This window comes from Acidicapsa dinghuensis (genome assembly GCF_025685685.1).
GTDB lineage: Bacteria > Acidobacteriota > Terriglobia > Terriglobales > Acidobacteriaceae > Acidicapsa > Acidicapsa dinghuensis.
This window is the reverse complement of the sequence record NZ_JAGSYH010000002.1, coordinates 179,553-199,125: the sequence shown is the minus strand read 5'-3', so window position 1 is coordinate 199,125 and position 19,573 is coordinate 179,553. Positions and strand designations below refer to the sequence as shown.

Sequence of the window (19,573 nt, the reverse complement as noted above, 5' to 3'; positions counted from 1 at the left end):
TGCGATCAGATCCCGACGGAAGCGGCGCGGGGGGAGACTCCGCTTAGTTCGGCGGCGCGGGCTTCGGCGTAGGCGGCCGCGCCTAGCAATGCTGCGCGGGATTCAAGGATGACTCGCACCGGCATGTTGATGAGGAGCTGGCTTAGACGGCCTTTGTCGGTGAAGGAACGCATGAAGGTGCCATCTTTTAGTTTCTCGATGATTCTGGGAGCGATGCCGCCGCCGAGGTAGATACCGCCGATGGAGAGGATCTTGAGGGCGAGGTTGCCGGCTTCGGCTCCATAGGCAGAGACGTGCATGTCCACTGTGCGCTCGCAGAGTTCGGATTTGGCGGAGAGCGCGAGTTCGGTGATGACGGCGTTGGGGTCTTCGCTGGCGATGCGGTCGGCGAGCCAGCTGGGCTCTTCCATACCACGGACATCACGCAAGAACTCATAGATGTTGGTGATGCCCATGCCGGCGACGACGCGCTCGAAGCTTATGCGGCCGTTGTACTTCTGCTTGAGGAAGCGGAGGAGATCGATTTCGTCTTCGTTGCGCGGGGCGAAGTCGGCGTGGCCGCCCTCGGAGGGATAGGGGACGTGGGTGCGCCCGTTCCAGATGAGGATGCCTTCGCCGAGACCGGTGCCTGCGGAGATGAGGGCACGGTTGCCGATCTGGGATGGATCGCCCTCGGAGAGGGTGTAGATCTGGTTGGACTTGAGCTCGGCGATGCCGTAGCCGTTCGCTTCGAGATCGTTGATGAGGAAGACGTGGTCGATGGAGAGGTTGCGTGCAATCTCGCGGCTGTCGAGGGTCCAGGGCAGATTGGTGAGGCGCAGGCGGCCATCGCGCACGGGTCCGGGAACGCCGAAGCAGGCTGAAGAGACCTGGTCAGCTGCGAGAAATTCGCGGACGATGTCTTCGAGGCCGGAGTAGTCCTTGGCGGGATAGCGCTCATCGCGTTTGTGGGTGAGGCTGCCGCCATCGAAATCGTACAGCGCAAGGTGAACCTTGGTGCCGCCTACGTCGCCTGCAAGAATCATCGAGCTCTCTCCAAATGGCCCTTTCCGTCTGCGCCAGTTGGGGGTAATTCGGCGGCGGCGGCCTTATCCATTAGCAAAGTGAGTATACCGCTTGCGGGCCAGATGAGTTGAGAAGGCAGGGTTTCGACGTCTTTGGGGCCGGTGAAGACCTGCTTGGCGCGGTCGGCTTTGTCGGCTCCGGCGATCAAGAAGAAGACTTCGCGGGCGTGGTTGATGACGGGCCAAGTGAGGGTGATACGCCAGGTATTCATTTGCGGCACATGGTTGGCGGCGACGAGGCGGCCGATTTCATGGAGGGCTTCAGTATGGGGGAAGAGCGAGGCGCAATGGCCGTCTGGGCCCATGCCGAGGGTGAGGATATCGAAGCGCGGGGACTCGGCGCCTTCGAGACGGAAGGTGCGGCGGAGGTCGAATTCGTATTCGGCGGCAGCGACTTCTGGCTCGAGTTCACCCTGCATGCGATGTACCTGCTCGGGGCGGATGGGAACGTGATCGAGCAGAGCCTCTTTGGTCATGCGGTAGTTGGAGTCAGGGTGGTCGGGCGGGACGGTGCGCTCGTCGACGAAGAAGAGCTCGATCTGCGACCAGGGCATACGGGAGACGAAGGGCTGCGCGGGGTCAGCAAGGATGCGGAAGGTAGCCTTTGGGGTCGATCCGCCGGAGATGGCGATGCGACATCGACCGCGGGCTTCTACGGCTTCTTCGGCGAGCTCGAGCATGTGATGCGCCGCGCGCAGGGCCAAGGCGGCGGGGTCGGGGTCGATGGTGTAGTTGATGCGGAGATTCGATGACATGAGTGGCGCTCCTAACAATTCCGAGTGTGAGTGTGAAGTGTGAGTGTGGAGCCCGCTGTTAAGGTCCGAAGATGTTGTCCTAACGATAGATCCCAATCAGGGTAAATCTTGTTGTTGAGGCGAAAGGTTCGAAATCACACCCACACTTACACACTCACACTCGGTTAGAGTTTGCGCCAGGTGTAGCCGTCTTTGGCTAGCAGCTCGTCGGCGCAGTCTGGGCCCCAGCTGCCGGCGACGTAGTTGGGGAAAGTCTGGGGTTTTTTGTTGGCCCAGGCGTCGAGGACTGGAGTGTAGAGAGCCCAGGTGGTTTCTACGCCGTCGCGGTGGGCGAAGAGGGTCTGGTCGCCGAGCATGGCGTCGAGTAGCAGGCGCTCATAGCCGTTGGCGGTAGATTTGCCGAATGCCTTGGCGTAGTCGAAATCCATGGTGACTGGGCAGACGGCCATGGATTGCGTGCTGGGCACCTTTGCGCCGAAGCGGAGACTGATGCCTTCGTCTGGCTGGATGCGGATGGTGATGACGTTGGGCTGGATGGGCCCGCAGTCGCCTACACCGCCGCGGTTGAAGATGAGCATCGGCGGTTGTTTGAACTGGACGGTGATTTCGGTGACGCGCTTGGCGAGGCGCTTGCCGGCGCGGATGTAGAAGGGAACTCCGGCCCAGCGCCAGTTGTCGATGCCGAGCTTGAGCGCGGCGTAGGTCTCGGTCTGGGAATTGGGATCAACGCGGTCTTCCTGGCGGTAGCCGGGGACAGCTTCACCCTTGATAGAGCCTGGGCCGTATTGGCCACGGACTATGTTTTCCATGGCGATGGGCGGAATGGATTGCCAGACCTTGAGCTTTTCGAGGCGGACTGATTGCGACTCGAAGGACATGGGCGGTTCCATCGCTACGAAGGAGAGCAGCTCCATGACGTGGTTCTGGACTACGTCGCGGAGTGCGCCGGCTTTTTCGTAGAAGGGACCGCGGCCTTCGACGCCGAGGGTTTCGGCGGCGGTGATCTGGACGTTGTCGATGAAGTTGCGGTTCCAGACCGGCTCGAAGATGCCGTTGGCGAAGCGGAAGACGAGGATGTTCTGGACGGTCTCTTTGCCGAGGTAGTGATCAATGCGGAAGATCTGGCGCTCGGCGAAGACTGAGTTGACGTGGCGATTGAGCTCTTTGGCGGATTCGAGGTCGTGGCCGAAGGGCTTTTCGATGACAGCGCGGACGGAGCCATCCGTGGGTTTCGCCATGTTCTGCGCGCCGAGGTTGGAGATGATCTCGGTGAAATATTCAGGGGCGACGGAGAGATAGAAGAGGCGGTTACCGCCGATGCCGTGCTGTTTGGCGACGCTGTCGAGCTCGGTCTTGAGGCGGCTGTAGGCCGCGGCGTCATCAAAATTCATGGCGAAGTAGTGGATCTTTTTGGCGAACTCTTCGAGCTTTGCATCGGTGGCCGGAACGCTACCGAACTCGACGATACCGTTGCGCATGTCTTCGGCGAACTCGTTGCCGAGAGGACGGCGGGCAACGCCGACGATGGCGAATTCCTTTGGCAGAAGGCCAGCCTGCTCCAGATGAAAGAGCGCGGGCAGGAGCTTGCGCTTGGTGAGGTCGCCGGAGGCACCGAAGATGACGACGACGGTTGGCTCGGGGATGCGGAGATTGCTGGGGGGAACCTGGGAGAGATCTTCAGGATTGATGGTCAGTTCGGCGGTGGCCATGATTGCCTCGTGTGCAGCCTGTAGCTGCTAGCTTCTAGCTCCTAGCAAGATGCTGGGAGGCGTGAGGTGGTTGCGGCGAAGTCCCACATCTCAAAATCAAGATGCGGGGTACTCGGTAACTGAGAACGTTCCAATTACAGCTTCTGCCTGAAGAAGCATCCCTCAGCGGCTAAAGCCGCGTTTCATTTGCTGCTTTACGGCACGAGTAAACTCGTGCCCTTTCAAAACAGCGGATTTTTCAGCATACGTGGATTTTCAGCAATTTCGAGTGTGTGTTAAGCCGGGCCTAAAGGCCAGGATTTTTCGGGCGGGATTTCAGGGGGCTGAAGCCCCCTGCTTCCTCCGGAAAGGCAATTGAAATACTAGTCCTTTTTGACTGCGTGGCCGCCGAAGGCGTTGCGCTGGATGGCGAGCATGCGGTCGGTGAAGTTGTTCTGCTCACGGGAGCGGATGCGCCGGATGAGTGACTCGGTGATGACCGGCGCGGAGACGTTGAGGTCGATGGCCTCGAAGACGGTCCAGCGGCCTTCGCCGGAGTCGACAACGTAGGCTTCGAGGCCTTCGAGCGTGGGATTCTTCTCGAGAGCGTCGGCGGTGAGGTCGAGGAGCCAGGAGCGAACGACGGAGCCATATTGCCAGATGCGCGAGATCTGGGGAAGGTTGAGATTGAGCTCTTCCTTGGCCTGGAAGATGGAGAATCCTTCAGCGTAGGCCTGCATCATGCCGTACTCGATGCCGTTGTGAACCATCTTGACGAAGTGGCCTGCGCCGGAGGGGCCGACGTGTCCCCAGCCTTTGTCGGGCGCAGGAGCGAGTGCTTCCCAGATGGGACGCAGGTGCTCGACGGGTTCTTTGTCGCCGCCGATCATCATGCTGTAGCCCTCTTTGAGGCCCCAGACGCCGCCTGAGGTGCCGCAATCGACGTAGGCGAAGCCCTTGGCGGAGACTTCTTTGTGACGGCGCTGGGTGTCTTTGTAGTTGGAGTTGCCGCCGTCGATGATGATGTCGCCGGGTGAGAGAAGCTTTTCGAGCTTGGCGATGGTTTCGTCGACGGGGTTGCCGGAGGGAACCATCATCCAGACGGCGCGGGGCGCCTGGAGCTTGGAGACCATGTCTTCGAGGCTGGATGCGCCGACGTTGCCGCTGGCGGCGAGTTTCGAGACGGCCTCAGCGTTAAAATCGAAGCCGACTACCTGATGGCCGCCGAGACGGATACGCTCCGCCATAAAGCCGCCCATTTTGCCGAGGCCGATAAGTCCGAGTTGCATGTGAAGCTCCTTTTCAGGTTTCAGAGTTCAGGGGTCAGAGATCAGTTAACGACGGTGCTCGATTTTCAGAGTATGTCGAGCAGATGCAGATCTTCGCGAAGGTTGTCTTCGCCTTGAAACCGGATCGCGTGCATGCCTGCTGCTGCTGCTGCCGCTGCATTGTTGGCTCGGTCGTCGATGAAGACGACGCGGTCGCCGGGGAGACTGAGGATATCAAGAGCGCGGCGGTAGATGTCTGCGTCGGGCTTACGCATGCCGAGGAAAGCAGAGCAAAACTGTACATCGAGATACTGGTCGATGCCGTACTTGCGCATGCGGTATTCGTGCAGGTAGCGGGACTCATTGTTGAGAGTGCCGACGAGGTACTTGCCGGATTCGGCAAGATCGCGGACGACAGGTATAGCGGTCGTGGGAATAGGAACCGAGACTGCCTTCATTGCCTCAATGAAATCGGTTTCGGTGAAGGAGCGTGGCTCATAGAAGAGGGTTTCTTTGAGGTAGCCGCCGATGGTGAGGAGGTCCCGCTCCCATGCGTCGTTAGGCTTTTCGTGACGTGATTCAAAGGCTTCGCGATCGAGATTGAACTGGTCTAGCAGGAGCTTGCGCTCATTGTGATCCCAGCCGTTGGTGAGCATGACGCCGCCTACGTCGAAGAGGATGGCGTCGAAAGAGCGGCCGTTGCTGCCTGGGGAAGAGGACATGGCGACTAACCTTTGCGCTGGAGATCGGGGATCAGTTTGAGTTGCAGTGCGAGTGTGAAGTGTGAGTGCAGGTATGCTGCTTTTCACGCTCACACTTCACACTCACACTCGTTTCCGTTTCTTACTTGCCGAGCAGAGCCTTTGCTTTGGTGGCCACGTTTTCTGGGTTGAAGCCGAGTTCTTTCATTGCAATGGGGCCAGGGGCGGATGCGCCGAAGCGGTCGAGGCCGATGACATCGCCTTTGCCGCCGGCGAGGAACTTCCACCAACCGAGGGTTGCGCCTGCTTCGATGGCCAGCTTGGGCACACCGGGCAGGAGGATGGAGTCGCGATAGGCCTGTGTCTGTTCGTCGAAGATCTTCCAGCTTGGGAGCGAGACTACGCGGGCCTTGATGCCGGATTCGGCGAGGAGTTTGGCGCTGTCGATGGCCAGCCAGACTTCAGAGCCAGTGGCAATCAGGACGATGTCGGGGTTCTCGGCTTCCTTTACGATGTAGCCGCCCTTGCCGACGCCGGCGTAGGTGTCGATGGTGGCGGGGTCGAGAATGGGCAGATCCTGACGGGAAAGAGCCATGAACGAGGGGTGGTTGCGCTCAACAGCGAGACGCCAGGCAGCGGCGGTTTCGTTGGCGTCGGCTGGACGGAAGTCGGTGAGGAAAGGAACCGCACGGAGCGCCATCAGGTGTTCGATGGGCTGGTGCGTCGGACCATCTTCGCCGAGAGCGACAGAGTCATGGGTGAAGATGAAGAGCGCGTGGGTCTGCATGATGGCAGCCATGCGCAGAGCGGATTTGCAGTAGTCGGTGAAGGTGAAGAAGGTGGAACCGAAGGGCAAGAGGCCACCGTGTGCGGCGATGCCGTTGACGGCGGCGCACATGGCGAATTCGCGGACGCCGAAGTAGACGTTGCGGCCGGTTGGATCGATGTGGAAATTGCCGCTGTCTTTGAAGATGGTCTTGGTGGAGGCGGTGAGATCGGCCGCGCCGCCGAAGAGCTCAGGAACGTCCTTTTCGATGGCGTTCATAACGATCTGGCCGGCGTTGCGGGTGGCAACGGCCTTGGTGGTGGCGAAGCTGGGGATGGACTTTTCCCAACCGTCTTTGCGTTTACCGTGGTAGGTGCGCTCGAATTCGGCGGCGAGCTCGGGGTATTCGGCCTTGTAGGCGGCGAAGAGCTTGTTCCACTCTGCTTCTTCGGCGGTGCCTTTGGTGACAGCCTGACGCCAGTTGGCGAGGGCCTCATCAGGAACGTAGAAGCTCTGGTCTTCGGGGAAGCCGAAGAACTTCTTGGTGGCCTTGACGGCTTCCGCACCAAGCGCTTCGCCGTGGACCTTATTGGTGCCGGCCTTGGGGCTGCCGTAGCCGATGATAGTGCGAACGCCGATGAGGGTGGGCTTTGAAGTTTCGGCCTTACCCTTTTCGATGGCGGCTTCGATCCCGGCGAGGTCGTTGCCATCGGCTACGCGGAGAACCTGCCAGCCGTAGGCTTCGAAGCGGGCGTAAACGTTCTCGGTGAAGCTGAGTTCGGTGGGACCGTCGAGGGAGATGAGGTTGTCGTCGTAGAGGAAGATGAGCTTGCCGAGGCCGAGGGTGCCGGCGAGCGAAGCGGCTTCGTGAGAGATGCCTTCCATGAGGTCGCCGTCACCGCAGATGCCGAAGGTGTGGTGATTGACGATCTCGTAGCCAGGCTTGTTGTAGACGGCGGCCAAGTGCTTTTCAGCAGCGGCAAGGCCGACGGACATGGCGAATCCCTGACCGAGGGGGCCGGTGGTGACTTCGACTCCGTCGGTGTGGCCTGATTCCGGATGGCCGGGGGTCTTCGATTCCCACTGGCGGAAGGCCTTGAGGTCGTCGAGCGAGAGCTTGTAGCCGGTGAGATAGAGCAGGCCGTAAATGAGCGCGGAGGCGTGGCCGTTGGAGAGCACGAAGCGGTCGCGGTCGGCCCAGTGAGAGTTGGCCGGGTTGTGCTTCATGAGCTTGTGGAAGAGCAGATAGCCGATGGGAGCGCAGCCGAGGGGCGCACCGGGGTGGCCGCTATTGGCCTTTTGTACGGTATCGACGGCGAGAATACGCAGGGTGTCGATGGAGAGCTGGTCAATATCAACCTTGGGATCGAGCTTGGAATCGACTTTGGAGTCAGTCGCTACGTCAGCCATGGGGTTTGGATCATCCTTTCGTTTATCTGATGCGGCGTTTTCGAGGTCGCGATAGCAGTTTTACGGGGCCGGGCGCCGAATCTGCGGCGTGGAAACAGAGGTAAAAAATGAAGGCGAATGCATAAGCCGCCTTGTTTATTGTAGGCCCGCGGGGTCATTCGGCCATTTCCTCGATGCGCAGGTCGTGGTTATGGCCTAGCCAGCGGTTTTCCTCCGGCCAGTAGAGCGTGAGAGAGAGTGTGGCGGGCAGTTCGCGCTGGCAGGGAAGAACGTCAGCCGAAAAACCGGAGCTGCCGAGGCTTCTGCTCTGGGTGGAGTTGGTGGTATGCCAGCCGTTGTCAGACCAGACGAGGACAAAGCGCTTGCTATCGAGGACGCGCAGCGTGGTGTTGGGGGTGATGGTCTGGATGGGACGGCGCAGGCTGAACATCTCGATGAGGTGCTCATGAGCGCGGCTGTGGTGCAGGGACCTAGCGTGCTCGTGCGCAGAGTGAGAGCGGCCGTAGCGGCGATAGACGGGCTCGATGCGATCGAAGACCCGGCCATCGACGGCGGAGCGGAGGAGTTTGAGGTATTCAGCGTGAGCCCAGACGAGCGGGCAGGCGGAGCCACCCGGGCCACCAAATTTGAGGCGGTCGCCGGGAAGGTCAGCCTGATCCCACACTTGCTCAGGGAGCATGTTGCCGGCGGTGGCGAAGCCCTCGTAGGTCTTGATGAGATTGCTGACGTCCTGGCCAGCGGCCAGCTCATAGTGAGCGCGTTCGCCGGTGAGTAGTGGCCAGACGCGGCCCTGGCCATAGCCGCGAAAAGGCTCGCCGCCCTCGCCTTCGCCATATCCGTCCCAGTTATAGCGGAGCCAGCCAGGGCCCTGGGGGAGATCGCGCTTGATGACGGAATCGACGACCTTGAGGGTGTCGATCATGAGCGGATCATCGGCGCGCCGGATGCCATAGCGGACCAGCTCGAGGAAGCCGCCATCGATGATTTCGCGTGCTTCGAATTCGCTGCGGGTGCCCGGCGGGCGGTTGTTGAGACGGATCTTCTCGGTGCCGGGACCTTCGCGCATGATGGCGTTGCCAGATTCCGGGGGCCGGATGCGCATGTAATGGCGTTTGATGTCGGGGTGGAGGACGCCGTCGTTGGTTACGGTCCAGTCTTCGAGGTGCAGCTCGATCCAGTCGGCGTATTGCTCGAGGAACTCGGCCAGCTCGACGGCCTGATGGTCGCGGGCGATTTCGGCGGCGCAGATGAGGCCGCCGATGACAGCGGCGAGGGTCGAGGGTGAGTAGCCTGAATTTTCTTCCCAGCGCTCCTGATGGGTGATCGGAGCGTGGCTGACGAGGAATCCGGCGGCGCGCTCGACGAAGGGGAAAACGTCCCAGTTGCCGAGACCACCGAGCTTCCAGATACGCCAGGTGAGAATGAGCGGGAAGGCGACTTCGTCGAGCTGAACGCCGGTCCAGTAGGGACGGCCATCGATCCAGAAGTTCTGCGCGAAGGAGCCGTCGGGGCGCTGGGTGCAGGCTAAATAAACCAGGGCGCGGCGGGCTGTGTCGACGCGACCGCAGGCGAGCAAAGCGCTGGCGGTCTGAACCATGTCGCGAGTCCAGACAAGGTGATAGCCGCCGAGGTCGTCGTCGCCTTTGGCCTGTCCCCAGGGGATGGAGGCGGAGGCGACGAATGCGCCGGAGTAGGTCTTGTCTTCATGCGCGAGCAGGATGTTGTGGCTGGTCTGCATAAGCTTGCCGTCGTCGCCGGATTTTGCGGCGAGCACCTGAGGACTGGCGGCGCGTTGCCACTGCTCGAGGAAGCGGGCGGCATGCTGCGGGAAGGGCTGTGAGAGGGAGCTCATGGTCTTGGAGAGAGCGGAATGGAAGCTGTCTCCTATGCCTATGCCCAGAGTGAATTCGCGGCTGCCATGGAGGTTAAGCTCGCCGGTGAGGGCGAGATTGCCGCCGGTAGCTGAGCCGAATTGCCAATCCATGTAGAAATTGTCGGTCAGGTCGCGCCAGCCGTCGGAGTAACCGACGAAACCGCAGGAGACGCGGGAGAAACCGCAGTCCGAGGAGAGCGCGAGGGTCCAGCGGTTCTTCCAGGCGAGGAGAACTTTAAGACCTGCCACATCGACAGCGCGGGCGGAGTTGCCGCTGCCGCCGCCATCCATGTGTGGGGCGCAGAGGACGTAAATTTTGAGGCTGTTGAGGAATTCTTCACTGCCGTTCGGACCAGCTTCTATGCGGACATGCATGAGCAGGACGCTGTGATGGGGGTCGCAGATGATTTCCTTGACGAGCTGGTAGCGGCCTTCACGGTCTCGGTTGAAGTAGCGGACGCCGAGGGCGTCAGGATGGATGTATTCGAAGTCGTGTATCAGATCGCGCTTTTCTTCATGGACGAAGCTGGAGCCGTCGGTGATGAGTAGTTCCACGTCGCGGGTCTGCGGGTGGTCAATGGTGGGGTGGTAGAGCTCATTGACGATGCCGTGGGAAACGGTATACCAGATGCGGCTGGAAGCAGAGTAGGCGGTGCCGACGGCGTCCTTGACGCTGGAGGTCCAACGGGGCTCCATACCTGGAGCACCGAAGGCTTCGCCTTGCTGTTCGAGCCAGCGATATTGAGAGTCGGGAGGGTTGGACAGCGTGTCCTGAATCAAAGGAAATCCTTTCCGGGACTTACGGGCAGGTCTTATTTGTAAGCCTGCAATGTTCAATGAATGGTAAAAAGGGCGTTTTTTCTCTCCCCAAGATTCTGATGTTGAGGAGGGTAACGCGGTTCCATCGAAGTTGGCGAACAGATGATTGGAAAGCTGCATCTATGGAATAGCACTTTTGACAGCGCAAGTTGAAGCGCAAAACACGACCGCAGAATCTATGGGTGCAGGGACGGGAGAATGTCACGGTTTCCCGTTCCGGATGGACATTATGCGCCGTGCCTGGCTGAAAAGGAACCGGGCGCCAGCAGGGCAACGGTTTTCTGTGATCAGGATGTAACGGAATCGGGCGATTCAGCCCAGTACAATCCCAAATGAAGGAGAAACGAGATGGCTTACGAACTTCCACCGCTTCCTTATGACTATGCCGCGCTAGAACCCTTTATCGACGCGGATACGATGCACTTTCATCATGACAAGCACCATCAGGCATATATCACGAATGTAAATACGGCGCTGGCGAATCACCCGGAGCTGGCTGCGAAATCGGTGGACGATCTGATCAGCGATCTGAAGGCGGTGCCCGAGGATATTCGCGGCGCGGTGCAGAACAACGGCGGCGGCCACTCGAATCACTCGATGTTCTGGACGATCATGGGGCCGGCTGGGTCGGCAGGTGTTGGCGGCGAGCCTACGGGCGCGATTGCAGGCCAGATCAAGGCGGATTTTGGCGATTTCGAGAGCCTGAAGAAGGCGTTTAACGATGCCGGGGCGAAGCGGTTTGGTTCGGGCTGGGCGTGGGTGGTGTATGCCGACGGGAAGCTGAAGGTGACCAGCACGGCGAATCAGGATTCTCCGCTGTCGCAGGGACTGTATCCGATTCTGGGCAACGATGTTTGGGAGCACGCGTATTACCTGAAGTATCAGAACCTGCGTCCGAAGTATCTGGAAGCATGGTGGAATGTGGTGAACTGGGCGGAAGTGAACAAGCGGTTCGCAACGGCCAAGGGATAAGCAGTAAGCGAAAAATAAGGACGAAACGTGGCCGTGAGATGAGTGCTCCGTGAGGGGTGTATCTTACGGCCATTACTGTTTTTGAAAGACGAGATGAGTGAACTTGAGACAGAGCGGCTTGTGCTTCGGCGATGGCGTGATGGCGATCGCGCGTCGTTTGCGGCGATGAATCGCGATCCGCGGGTGAGGGAGTTTTTTCCTTCACTGCAGACGGAGCAGGAGAGCAATGCCAGCATGGATCGCGTCATGGCCCATTTCGCACGGCATGAATATGGTTTCTGGGCTGCGGAGCTGAAGGAGACCGGACAGTTTGCGGGTTTCGTGGGGCTGGCGGTCGCACCGTTTGAGGCGGCGTTTACGCCTTGCGTGGAGATAGGCTGGCGGCTGGCGGTGGAGTTCTGGGGGCGTGGGTTGGCGACGGAAGGGGCGCGCGCATCGCTGCGGTTTGGATTTAAGGAACTTGGATTGAGCGAGATTGTTTCGTTTACCGTGCCTGCGAATGTGCGTTCGCGGCGGGTGATGGAGAAGCTGGGGATGATGCGGGATGAGGCGGACGATTTTGATAATCCGATGATTGCAGAGGGGCACGTGATGCGGCGGCATGTGCTGTACCGGTTGAGGGTAGAGGATTGGCGCGGGCAATCGTGACGTGTCAGATGGGCAACTCTTTGTTTCTTTTGGTGTCAAACAAAGATAGAGAGTGTGGATAGGAGTAGTGCGAATGTGCGCGCATGGAAAACTGACGAAAGTGGGAAAGATCCTCTGGCTCGGGACTGCCGGAGTGATGGTTGCCGGGTTATTGGCCGCGCGGCTTGAGGCCCAGAGTTATGTGCTGAGCCAGAATGGCACGACGGTGGGTTCGGCGGAGTTGAAGATTGCGCAGCAGGGCGGAGGCTTCGCCTTCGATTCGAAGGCAAATGTCAAGATGCCGCAACTGGACTACAGTTTTGACCAGAAGGGCACTTTGGATGCGGCCCATCATCTGCTGCATGTTTCGCTGGACGGCAAGGTGAACGGCACCGGAGCAAAGGTGGAGACGGACGCGCAGGGACAGCAGTTTTTGATGAACATCAATGCGAACGGGCAGGTGATCCACACGCCGCTCGCGCATCATGCGCTGGGGGTGTTTATGCCGGATTTTGATCCGGCAGGTTTGCAGATGATGCTGTATCTGGGAGCGGCGCATAACAACGCGGGGCTGTGGGCGTTGATACCGAAGCAGACTGGGTCGGAGTCTGCGATGCGCATCATGACGGATGCGCCGATGCAGGGAACGCTGGATGGCCGCCAGATTGCGGTGAATCATTACACGGTGACGTATGACGCGACGAAGGCGGAAGTCTTCTCAGGGCCGCAGAATGAGCTGTTGCAGACGGAGTGGCCAAATGAGGGATTTGCGCTGGCGCGGAAGGGATTTGTGCTGACGCCGCCGAAGCGGGCTGGCGCGCCGCCGCCGCGGCCTGCGCAGCCGCAAGGGCAGCAGCCTACGCAACCGCAACAACCTCAGTAAAAGCAAGTGTGAGTGTGAAGTGTGACGCGCCTCCGCGCGCTTTGCTAGACAGATCGAGCAGCTGCGACGGCTGAGGCCCAGGCCCACTGGAAGTTATAACCGCCCAGATGGCCGGTGACGTCGACGACTTCGCCGATGAAGAAGAGGCCGTGGACTGATTTGGCTTCCATGGTGCGGGAGTTGAGGGCTGCGGTGTCGATGCCGCCGGCGGTGACTTCGGCTTTCTGGAAGCCTTCGGTGCCGCTGGGGTGAAAGGCCCATTTGCGCAGGGATCGTTCGCGGGCTTCGAGGGCAGGATTGGTCCAGCCCTTGATCTGGCCTTTGATTGAGATTGCATCTGAAAACTGATTTGCGATGTGGTCGGCGAGGCGCGTTGGCAGGTAGTCGCGCAGGGCCTTTTGCAGGGCTGGCTGGTCGCGGCGGCCGGTGAAGAGCTGATCGAGGAGGCGTTTGTTTTTGGGCAGGTCTGGGGCGAAGTCGAGGAGGATGGACTCGCCGGGTTTCCAGTAGGAGGAGATCTGCAGAATGGCGGGGCCACTCAGGCCGCGGTGGGTGAAGAGCGCTTTCTCGATGAAGGTGGTCTTGCAGCCGGGTGTGGAGGCACGGACGGTGGTGGAGACGCCGGATAGCCCTGTCCATGATGTTTCGTTGCCGCCGAGTGTGAGCGGAACTAAGACCGGGCGGGGAGGGATGATGTTGAGGCCAAACTGGCGGGCGAGGTCGTAGCCGAAGCTGGTGGCTCCGAGCGTGGGGATGCTGAGGCCGCCGGTGGCGATGACGAGGGTTTCGCTGGTGAAGTGGCCTTTGGCGCACTCGATGCGGAAACCGGAGGAGTCGTGTTCGACGCGGATGCTGTGGGCGTCGTAGATGAGGTCGACTGGGGGTGCTGAGCGGCTGCACTCGGCGAGGAGCATGTCGAGGATGGCGTGGGCGGAGTGGTCGCAGAAGAGCTGGCCGAGGGTTTTCTCGTGCCAGGGGATGTTGTAGCGATGGACGAGCTCAAGGAAGTGGTGCGGGGTGTAGAGGGCGAGCGCGGATTTGGCGAAGTGGGGATTTTGCGAGAGAAAGCGGTCGGGTGAGGTGTTGAGGTTGGTGAAGTTGCAGCGGCCTCCGCCGGAGATGAGGATTTTGCGGCCGGGTAATGGACCGTGTTCGAGGACAGCGACGCGACGATTGCGCTGAGCGGCTGTGGCGGCGCAGAAGAGGCCGGCTGCTCCGGCGCCGAGGATGATGGTGTCGTATTTCACAGTGAGCGGTGGTCAGTAAACAGAGATCAGGGGTCAGAGATCAGGGGTCAGTGGGAATTGTTGTTTCGCTAAAGCCAGGGCTTCTTCGGTTGTTTGAATGGCGCCTTCGAGTTGGGCCTCTTCGATGGTATGAAGGATGGTTTTGAAGGTTGGGCCGGGATGGTAGCCGAGGGCGATGAGGTCGCGACCGGTGAGTAAAGGTGTCGGGCGGACTTCTTCTTCGGGGATTGCTTTGTATTGCTCGCGGGCGAAGTGATAGTTGTCCAGGCTGCCGTGACTGGCGTTGCAATCCATGCGGTGCAGGGCGAGGTGTTCGGGGAATCGATCGAGGCGGAAGAACCGCTTGAGTGTGGCGGCTTTCATGCGGTGTACATCGCCGAAGCGCATGTGGTTTTCGATGAGGGCGAGGATCTGAGTGGTTTCTTCATTGGAGAAGCGCATGCGGCGGCAGATGTCCGCGCCAATGGCGACTCCGACTTCAACGTGTCCGTTGAAGCGGATGCGGTCGTTTGGAGTGGTTGGCGGCTGGAAGGTGGCGGGCTTGCCGATGTCGTGCAGGAGTGCTCCCCATGCGAGGGTCATTGGGCTGCCGGCTTCTAGTTGTTCGAGGAGCATGAGGGTGTGGGTCCAGACATCACCCTCGGGGTGGAATTGCGGGGGCTGTTCGACGCCTTTGAGCTTTGCGGCTTCGGGCAGGACGTGAATGAGCAGGCCGGAGGTGTCGAGCAGCTCGAAGGCGCGGCGGGCGTGGCCCTCGGTGAGCATGCGGGTGAGCTCTTCGCGGATGCGTTCGCGGCTGACGCTGGCGATACGCGGTGCGAGGGACTGGATGGCGGCAAAGGTGGCCGGTTCGATTGCATAGCCGAAGCGCGCGGCGAATCGGATGGCGCGGAGCATCCGCAGGCGGTCTTCTTCGAAGCGGCGAAGGGGCAAGCCGATAGCGCGAAGGATGCCGGAGTTGAGGTCGGCGAGACCGCCTACGAAATCAAGCACGTGAGGACGGAGCTTCAGTTGATCCCAGGTCTCAAGTTCGAGACCTGGGACACCCGAGAGAGGCGAGTGTGAGTGTGAAGTGTGAGGGGCCTCGTCTGAGGCCGAAATGGTATTGGGTGATTCGTGGGGATTGAGGCTCAAGGCTTCAGGGTCTAGCAGGAGGCCGTTGATGGTGAAGTCACGGCGCTGGATGTCTTCTTCGGCGCTCAGGGTATAGCGGACAGCGTCGGGGTGGCGGCCATCGGAATAGGCTCCGTCGGAGCGGAAGGTTGCGACTTCTGTCTGGACGTAATGAGCATCGACTTCATCGGCAACGATGACGACGCCGAAGTGGGCGCCGACGGCGAAGGTGCGCGGGAAGAGGTTGAGGACGATGTCAGGTGTGGCGCTGGTGGCTACGTCATAGTCCTTGGGGTTGGGGCCGAGAAGCAGATCGCGGACACAACCGCCAGCGAGGTATGCCTGATGACCCTCCGCACGGAGGCGCGCGACGATGGCGCGGGCAGCCATGAAACCGGGGGCGAATTGTGGGTCGGTAGGCACTATTTCTTTCTCTTGAAAGTATGGCAGGCGGGCAGCCTTATGTCCTGTTAGTGGATCGTGTGCGGTTTGCAACAGGTTTGCTGTTTGTCTTTGAGATGAAGCCAACCTCAGCGGGCTTGCTCTCTTCCAATGCCTTAGTTTTTGTATCGCGTTTCTTGCGCCAGGTATGCATTGAAGCGGTTCCGGCTGGAAGACAAACAGGCAAAAGAAGAAAGGAAACGAATATGACGCTTGTGATTATCATTTTGCTGATATTGATTTTGGGCGGCGGCGGTGGATATTACGGCTATGGCCGCTGGGGTTATGGCGGCGGAGCAGGCATCGGGCTGGGAACGATTCTGCTGATCCTGCTGATTGCGTATCTGCTGAATGTGCTCTGACGATCGTGCGACAGGGCTCAAATGCGGCGGCCGATGAGGGCCGCCGCAGGATGAACTAACTAACAGCGCAACAGACTATCTATGAGCAGCACGATCCGCCGGTGCAGCAGGAGGAAGTGCAGCAGGACGTTGTGGAGTGAAGCACTGTTGCAGGTTGTGCGAGCAGGCTGAGAGAGAAAATGAGTGTGGCGGACAGAACGATTGCTTTGCGAAACATAGGAAATTCTCCTTTGCGTTAAAACGAAGCTGTATCGAGAGATGGGCAAGGCCCGCTCCGAAACGAGGCAGAGGAGAGCGCTCTAGATCCGGAAGACTCGCAGGAGAACGTGGCGTGAGATTGTCGGCGTAGGTGGTGCGCCAGGCCAGATGTCATCCGGTCCGAAGACGGCCAATAGATTCTCGTGCTGATATGCGGAGTCCGTTATCGGCGCCAGTTTAGCCGTTGTGATGGATGAAGCGGATGACTGGAATGGACGAGGAGAGCAAAGGGCGCTGGCGCAAGCCTTGGCGCATTGCTCATCCATTGGAGCAGCGGGTGCTGCGTTATCAAAGCCAGGTGCTTCCACGGCGGCTGAATCGCCCGGCGTGTTGTTGGCATGCTCCTGCATTGTCATGGAGCAACAGGCTGCATGTCGCGAGCATCCGCTGGTGGCCTGGAGAGCGCATGCAAGCTCGGCTAGAGCGGGGTTCGCGGCGAGCAGGGCAGCGAGAAAGAGCGGAACGAATTGGAGCCAGCGCTTCATCGGCCGAAAACAGTGTCCTCGATCAGAGTACGCGAGCCGGTGACTGTTGTCACGAGCGCGGCTGTCATGTACGGGACGCGCGATCCGGTTGATCAAGACATTAAAAGATGGGTAAACACCGTCAATTGCCAGGTCTTATCTTGTCAGGTCTTATCTGCTGGATGCTGATTGATGGGCGAGAGCGGCGTCGATCCTCGATTTGAGTTGCTCTACATCTGATTTAGTGACAGTCGGCCCGTTACCGGGAATAGCTACGTTGAAATCGAGTTTAAGCACCTCTCCGAGAGTAGTGCTCCATCCGGCGAGACTGCCACCGGCGGATTCATCGGGCTTAGGATCGGCTGTATAGAGATCACCGAGAGCGACAGCTTTGAGCTCGGGGAAGTAGACGATGGTATCTCCGCTGGTGCGAGCTGGGCCGAAGTGGAGCAGGCGCACCTCGACGAGGCCGAAGTGAAGATCTTGCTCCTTATCGTAGGTGAACGAAGGAGGAGAGATGGAGGCTTTATCCGGGTGATAGCTCTGCAGAGCCTGCTTGACACTTTGCTGAGCGATGACCTGCGAGCCATCCGAAAGAAAATCGGCGTTCAGGCCGGTGTGATTGACGTAATAGTTGGTGTCGATGAGAACGCGTATTGGCTGGTCGACGATTTTGCGGATGATGTGGGCGAGTTCGGGGTAGTTGCCTGGCAGTTTACCGTCGACGACGATGAGGCCGCCTCCGCTGAGGCGAAGGACGGAGTTGCCGCCGCCGCCGCTGATAACGTAGAGGCCCGTCTTTACGAAGGTTGTGGTGAGAGTTCGCGGTCTAGTCTTGTATCCGGGGGCGTCGTCACCTTTGTTGCCGTACTGAGCGTGGAGAATCGATGTCGTGGAAGCAAGGATGAGCAAGGTTGCGAAAGCCCGCGCGATGAAGGAATAAGCTATGCGCACAATCTACTCCGGAAGAGATGCTGTTTGACGATGTATTAGCTGGAACACATGCGTAGAGCGTGGCTCACGCGAGCCACATGAAACCGGAGAGGGACCTGGGGATATTGCGCGGTTCCTCTCCGGTTTCGATCGGGCAAGCTGAGATGCAATATCAGCTGCGTGATTTGTTTCTGCTCGTGAATGCAAGCACTAAGTATTCCTAGTAGCCGCCCAGGGTGAAGGCGTAGAACTTGTTATTTCCAGTCATCCCGGGAATGCCAAGGTGAGTGTAGCCAGAGCCCCAGAAGACGGTGTTATTCACTACGGTCGCTCCCGAGATGGTCGAAGCCCCCGATGGATAGCTCCAGAGGGTTTTTCCGGAGGAAGCATCCAGGGCGAGCATGGTGGGAGCACTCGACCCACCGGCCATAGATGCAGCGAAGACGACGCCGTTGGCGACAGCTAGCGGGCCCAGATCCGCGGCTCCATTCGGGTCTGCAACCTGCCACAGAATCTTGCCGGTCGCAGGATCGAGGGCGGCCCAGGTTCCGGCGGTGCCGAGATTGCTGTTGCTGCCATACGGGATGCCGTAGAAGTTCGCGACAGCAACGTAAATGCGGAAGCCGTCGGTAGCTGATCCCCACTCCATGCCGCCGAGCGAGGAGCCGGGGCCGACCTGAGTCTGCCAGAGCAGCTTACCCGTGTCGGGATCGAAGGCGAAGTAGATGCCGCTCTTCTGGCCTGCACCGAGGATGGTTTTGGGGCCCTGTGGAGTCAAGTAGGTGATCTCGTTGGGAGCCGAGCCGAAGTCGAAGTCTGGGCCTTGTGGAGAGGGGCATCCCGGGAGGCCGAATGAGCAGGAAAGATTGAAGAAGTCGCTGCCGCTCTGCGAGGAGAACTGAGGCCAGGTGACCATGCTCTGGGACCATTTGATTTTGCCGTTGCTCATGTTAAGAGCCAGGATGGAATCGACGTGGTTGTCAGACGACTGACAGACGGCGGGAGTTCCACCGGCAGCGACGCACTTCAAATATTTGGGATCGGTGGGCGCGGTGTAGTTGTCGCCGGTGCCGATGAAGACGGTCCCACGAGTGGTGTCCACGACGGGGTTGCTGCCCCAGACGCCCACGCCACTATAGCCGGCGACCGTGGTGTAGGTCTGCCAGAGAATCTTGCCGTTTGCGGCATTGATGGCGGCGACGCTGCCCTTCGCGGTGCCGGGCGCGCCGGCTGCATTGGCTTCCTGGGAGGATGCTACACCGGTGTAGATGACGCCGTTGGCGTAGGAGGCGGAGGTGGTCACGACCGCGTAGGGATCGAAGGTGTTGAGCTGGGTCTTCCAGAGCAGCTTGCCGCTGGAGGCGTCGAGGGCCAGGAACCAGGCTCCCTGCTGCACTCCAAGGTAGACGATGCCGTTGACCACCAGCGGCGTGGCGCGTGCGTAAACGGTGGCATAGGGCTGGCCGGTGGTGTTGTTGAGCAGATTGTAGTTAGCGAGTGGTCCGCCCCAAAGCTGTTTGCCGTCGATGGCGCGGATGGCCCAAAGATTGCCACCCCAGTCGGGAACATAAGCGACGCCGTTGACGACCGCGGCGCGGGCAGACACATCGCCTGCGGTGGTGAAGGTCCATTTGGGCTTGAGATATGGGACGGTGAGCGAATTCAGCAACAGTCCGCCGAAATTGCTTGCGCTATTGGTGTTGTTTTGCCCGAACTGGGGCCAATCCTGGGCGTTTGCGCGGGACGTGGTGGATAGGCAGGCAAGCATGGCCACCATGGCCGTGCAGAGGCCTATCTGGCGGAACGAAAGAGAGCAGGCCCGTTTGGCAATTCGCAGCAACACTGGGTGCAGACTCATTGTGATTTTCTCCGCTGTTTGATGTTGTGGTTATTCGCCGGAATCGAGCCCGGCAAGTTAGAGATCAAGCC

The 19,573-nt window shown here is 59.8% G+C and carries 16 protein-coding genes; 4 read left to right on the top strand and 12 right to left on the bottom strand.

Going from position 1 to position 19,573, the window contains the following annotated elements; all coding sequences use genetic code 11:
- Positions 1–5: 5 nt before the first annotated feature.
- The 7 genes from glk to OHL22_RS04365 form a co-directional block, all read right to left on the bottom strand.
- Positions 6–1,025: a glucokinase gene (gene glk / locus OHL22_RS04395; protein ID WP_263333651.1), complete on the bottom strand. Its 1,020-nt coding sequence runs from the start codon at positions 1,023–1,025 to the stop codon at positions 6–8.
- The gene (pgl, locus tag OHL22_RS04390; RefSeq protein WP_263333649.1) at positions 1,022–1,819 is read right to left on the bottom strand and encodes a 6-phosphogluconolactonase; all 798 of its coding nucleotides are present in this window, start codon (positions 1,817–1,819) and stop codon (positions 1,022–1,024) included. Before pgl ends, glk begins: the two co-directional genes overlap by 4 nt.
- Before the next feature lie 164 nt (positions 1,820–1,983).
- Positions 1,984–3,528: a glucose-6-phosphate dehydrogenase gene (gene zwf, locus OHL22_RS04385; protein ID WP_263333647.1), complete on the bottom strand. Its 1,545-nt coding sequence runs from the start codon at positions 3,526–3,528 to the stop codon at positions 1,984–1,986.
- Between the two features lie 362 nt (positions 3,529–3,890).
- Positions 3,891–4,796, bottom strand: a complete 906-nt coding sequence (gene gnd, locus OHL22_RS04380; RefSeq protein ID WP_263333644.1) for a phosphogluconate dehydrogenase (NAD(+)-dependent, decarboxylating) — start codon at positions 4,794–4,796, stop codon at positions 3,891–3,893.
- 65 nt (positions 4,797–4,861) lie between these two features.
- The gene (locus tag OHL22_RS04375; RefSeq protein WP_263333643.1) at positions 4,862–5,497 is read right to left on the bottom strand and encodes an HAD-IA family hydrolase; all 636 of its coding nucleotides are present in this window, start codon (positions 5,495–5,497) and stop codon (positions 4,862–4,864) included.
- A gap of 121 nt (positions 5,498–5,618) precedes the next feature.
- Positions 5,619–7,652 (bottom strand): transketolase, encoded by a 2,034-nt coding sequence (gene tkt, locus OHL22_RS04370; RefSeq protein WP_263333642.1) that lies wholly within the window; start codon positions 7,650–7,652, stop codon positions 5,619–5,621.
- A gap of 154 nt (positions 7,653–7,806) precedes the next feature.
- A complete protein-coding gene (locus OHL22_RS04365) occupies positions 7,807–10,305 on the bottom strand; it encodes a glycoside hydrolase family 15 protein (RefSeq protein WP_263333639.1) in 2,499 nt (832 codons plus the stop codon).
- Between the two features lie 387 nt (positions 10,306–10,692).
- On the opposite strand from OHL22_RS04365, the gene OHL22_RS04360 reads away from it, so the two are divergent.
- The 3 genes from OHL22_RS04360 (at position 10,693) to OHL22_RS04350 (ending at position 12,826) form a co-directional block, all read left to right on the top strand.
- A complete protein-coding gene (locus OHL22_RS04360) occupies positions 10,693–11,316 on the top strand; it encodes a superoxide dismutase (protein WP_263333637.1) in 624 nt (207 codons plus the stop codon).
- A gap of 93 nt (positions 11,317–11,409) precedes the next feature.
- A complete protein-coding gene (locus OHL22_RS04355) occupies positions 11,410–11,964 on the top strand; it encodes a GNAT family N-acetyltransferase (RefSeq protein WP_263333635.1) in 555 nt (184 codons plus the stop codon).
- Positions 11,965–12,037: 73 nt separating this feature from the next.
- Positions 12,038–12,826, top strand: a complete 789-nt coding sequence (locus OHL22_RS04350) for a hypothetical protein (RefSeq protein ID WP_263333633.1) — start codon at positions 12,038–12,040, stop codon at positions 12,824–12,826.
- A gap of 44 nt (positions 12,827–12,870) precedes the next feature.
- Here the strand turns inward: OHL22_RS04350 and OHL22_RS04345 are convergent, their stop codons facing one another.
- The gene (locus OHL22_RS04345; RefSeq protein WP_263333631.1) at positions 12,871–14,073 is read right to left on the bottom strand and encodes a BaiN/RdsA family NAD(P)/FAD-dependent oxidoreductase; all 1,203 of its coding nucleotides are present in this window, start codon (positions 14,071–14,073) and stop codon (positions 12,871–12,873) included.
- A gap of 33 nt (positions 14,074–14,106) precedes the next feature.
- Positions 14,107–15,576 carry a CCA tRNA nucleotidyltransferase gene (locus OHL22_RS04340; protein WP_263335413.1) on the bottom strand — a complete coding sequence of 490 codons (1,470 nt, stop codon included), beginning with the start codon at positions 15,574–15,576 and terminating at the stop codon, positions 14,107–14,109.
- 257 nt (positions 15,577–15,833) lie between these two features.
- On the opposite strand from OHL22_RS04340, the gene OHL22_RS04335 reads away from it, so the two are divergent.
- On the top strand, positions 15,834–15,989 hold the full coding sequence (locus OHL22_RS04335; RefSeq protein ID WP_263333629.1) for a DUF3309 family protein: 156 nt from the start codon (positions 15,834–15,836) through the stop codon (positions 15,987–15,989).
- 299 nt (positions 15,990–16,288) lie between these two features.
- On the opposite strand, the gene OHL22_RS04330 is transcribed toward OHL22_RS04335, so the two are convergent.
- From OHL22_RS04330 to OHL22_RS04320, 3 genes are all read right to left on the bottom strand, one after another.
- Positions 16,289–16,732, bottom strand: a complete 444-nt coding sequence (locus OHL22_RS04330) for a hypothetical protein (protein ID WP_263333627.1) — start codon at positions 16,730–16,732, stop codon at positions 16,289–16,291.
- A 150-nt stretch (positions 16,733–16,882) separates the two neighbouring features.
- On the bottom strand, positions 16,883–17,665 hold the full coding sequence (locus OHL22_RS04325) for an MBL fold metallo-hydrolase (RefSeq protein ID WP_263333625.1): 783 nt from the start codon (positions 17,663–17,665) through the stop codon (positions 16,883–16,885).
- 199 nt (positions 17,666–17,864) lie between these two features.
- Positions 17,865–19,502 (bottom strand): outer membrane protein assembly factor BamB family protein, encoded by a 1,638-nt coding sequence (locus OHL22_RS04320; RefSeq protein WP_263333623.1) that lies wholly within the window; start codon positions 19,500–19,502, stop codon positions 17,865–17,867.
- Between the last annotated feature and the right edge of the window lie 71 nt (positions 19,503–19,573).

Bases quoted from the DNA above. Each gene is read 5' to 3' on its own strand.
- gnd (WP_263333644.1), bottom strand. From the start codon at position 4,796: ATGCAACTCGGACTTATCGGCCTCGGCAAAATGGGCGGCTTTATGGCG.
- pgl (WP_263333649.1), bottom strand. From the start codon at position 1,819: ATGTCATCGAATCTCCGCATCAACTACACCATCGACCCCGACCCCGCC.
- OHL22_RS04375 (WP_263333643.1), bottom strand. From the start codon at position 5,497: ATGTCCTCTTCCCCAGGCAGCAACGGCCGCTCTTTCGACGCCATCCTC.
- tkt (WP_263333642.1), bottom strand. From the start codon at position 7,652: ATGGCTGACGTAGCGACTGACTCCAAAGTCGATTCCAAGCTCGATCCC.
- glk (WP_263333651.1), bottom strand. From the start codon at position 1,025: ATGATTCTTGCAGGCGACGTAGGCGGCACCAAGGTTCACCTTGCGCTG.
- OHL22_RS04355 (WP_263333635.1), top strand. From the start codon at position 11,410: ATGAGTGAACTTGAGACAGAGCGGCTTGTGCTTCGGCGATGGCGTGAT.
- OHL22_RS04320 (WP_263333623.1), bottom strand. From the start codon at position 19,502: ATGAGTCTGCACCCAGTGTTGCTGCGAATTGCCAAACGGGCCTGCTCT.
- OHL22_RS04335 (WP_263333629.1), top strand. From the start codon at position 15,834: ATGACGCTTGTGATTATCATTTTGCTGATATTGATTTTGGGCGGCGGC.
- zwf (WP_263333647.1), bottom strand. From the start codon at position 3,528: ATGGCCACCGCCGAACTGACCATCAATCCTGAAGATCTCTCCCAGGTT.
- OHL22_RS04360 (WP_263333637.1), top strand. From the start codon at position 10,693: ATGGCTTACGAACTTCCACCGCTTCCTTATGACTATGCCGCGCTAGAA.
- OHL22_RS04330 (WP_263333627.1), bottom strand. From the start codon at position 16,732: ATGAAGCGCTGGCTCCAATTCGTTCCGCTCTTTCTCGCTGCCCTGCTC.
- OHL22_RS04350 (WP_263333633.1), top strand. From the start codon at position 12,038: ATGTGCGCGCATGGAAAACTGACGAAAGTGGGAAAGATCCTCTGGCTC.
- OHL22_RS04340 (WP_263335413.1), bottom strand. From the start codon at position 15,576: ATGGCTGCCCGCGCCATCGTCGCGCGCCTCCGTGCGGAGGGTCATCAG.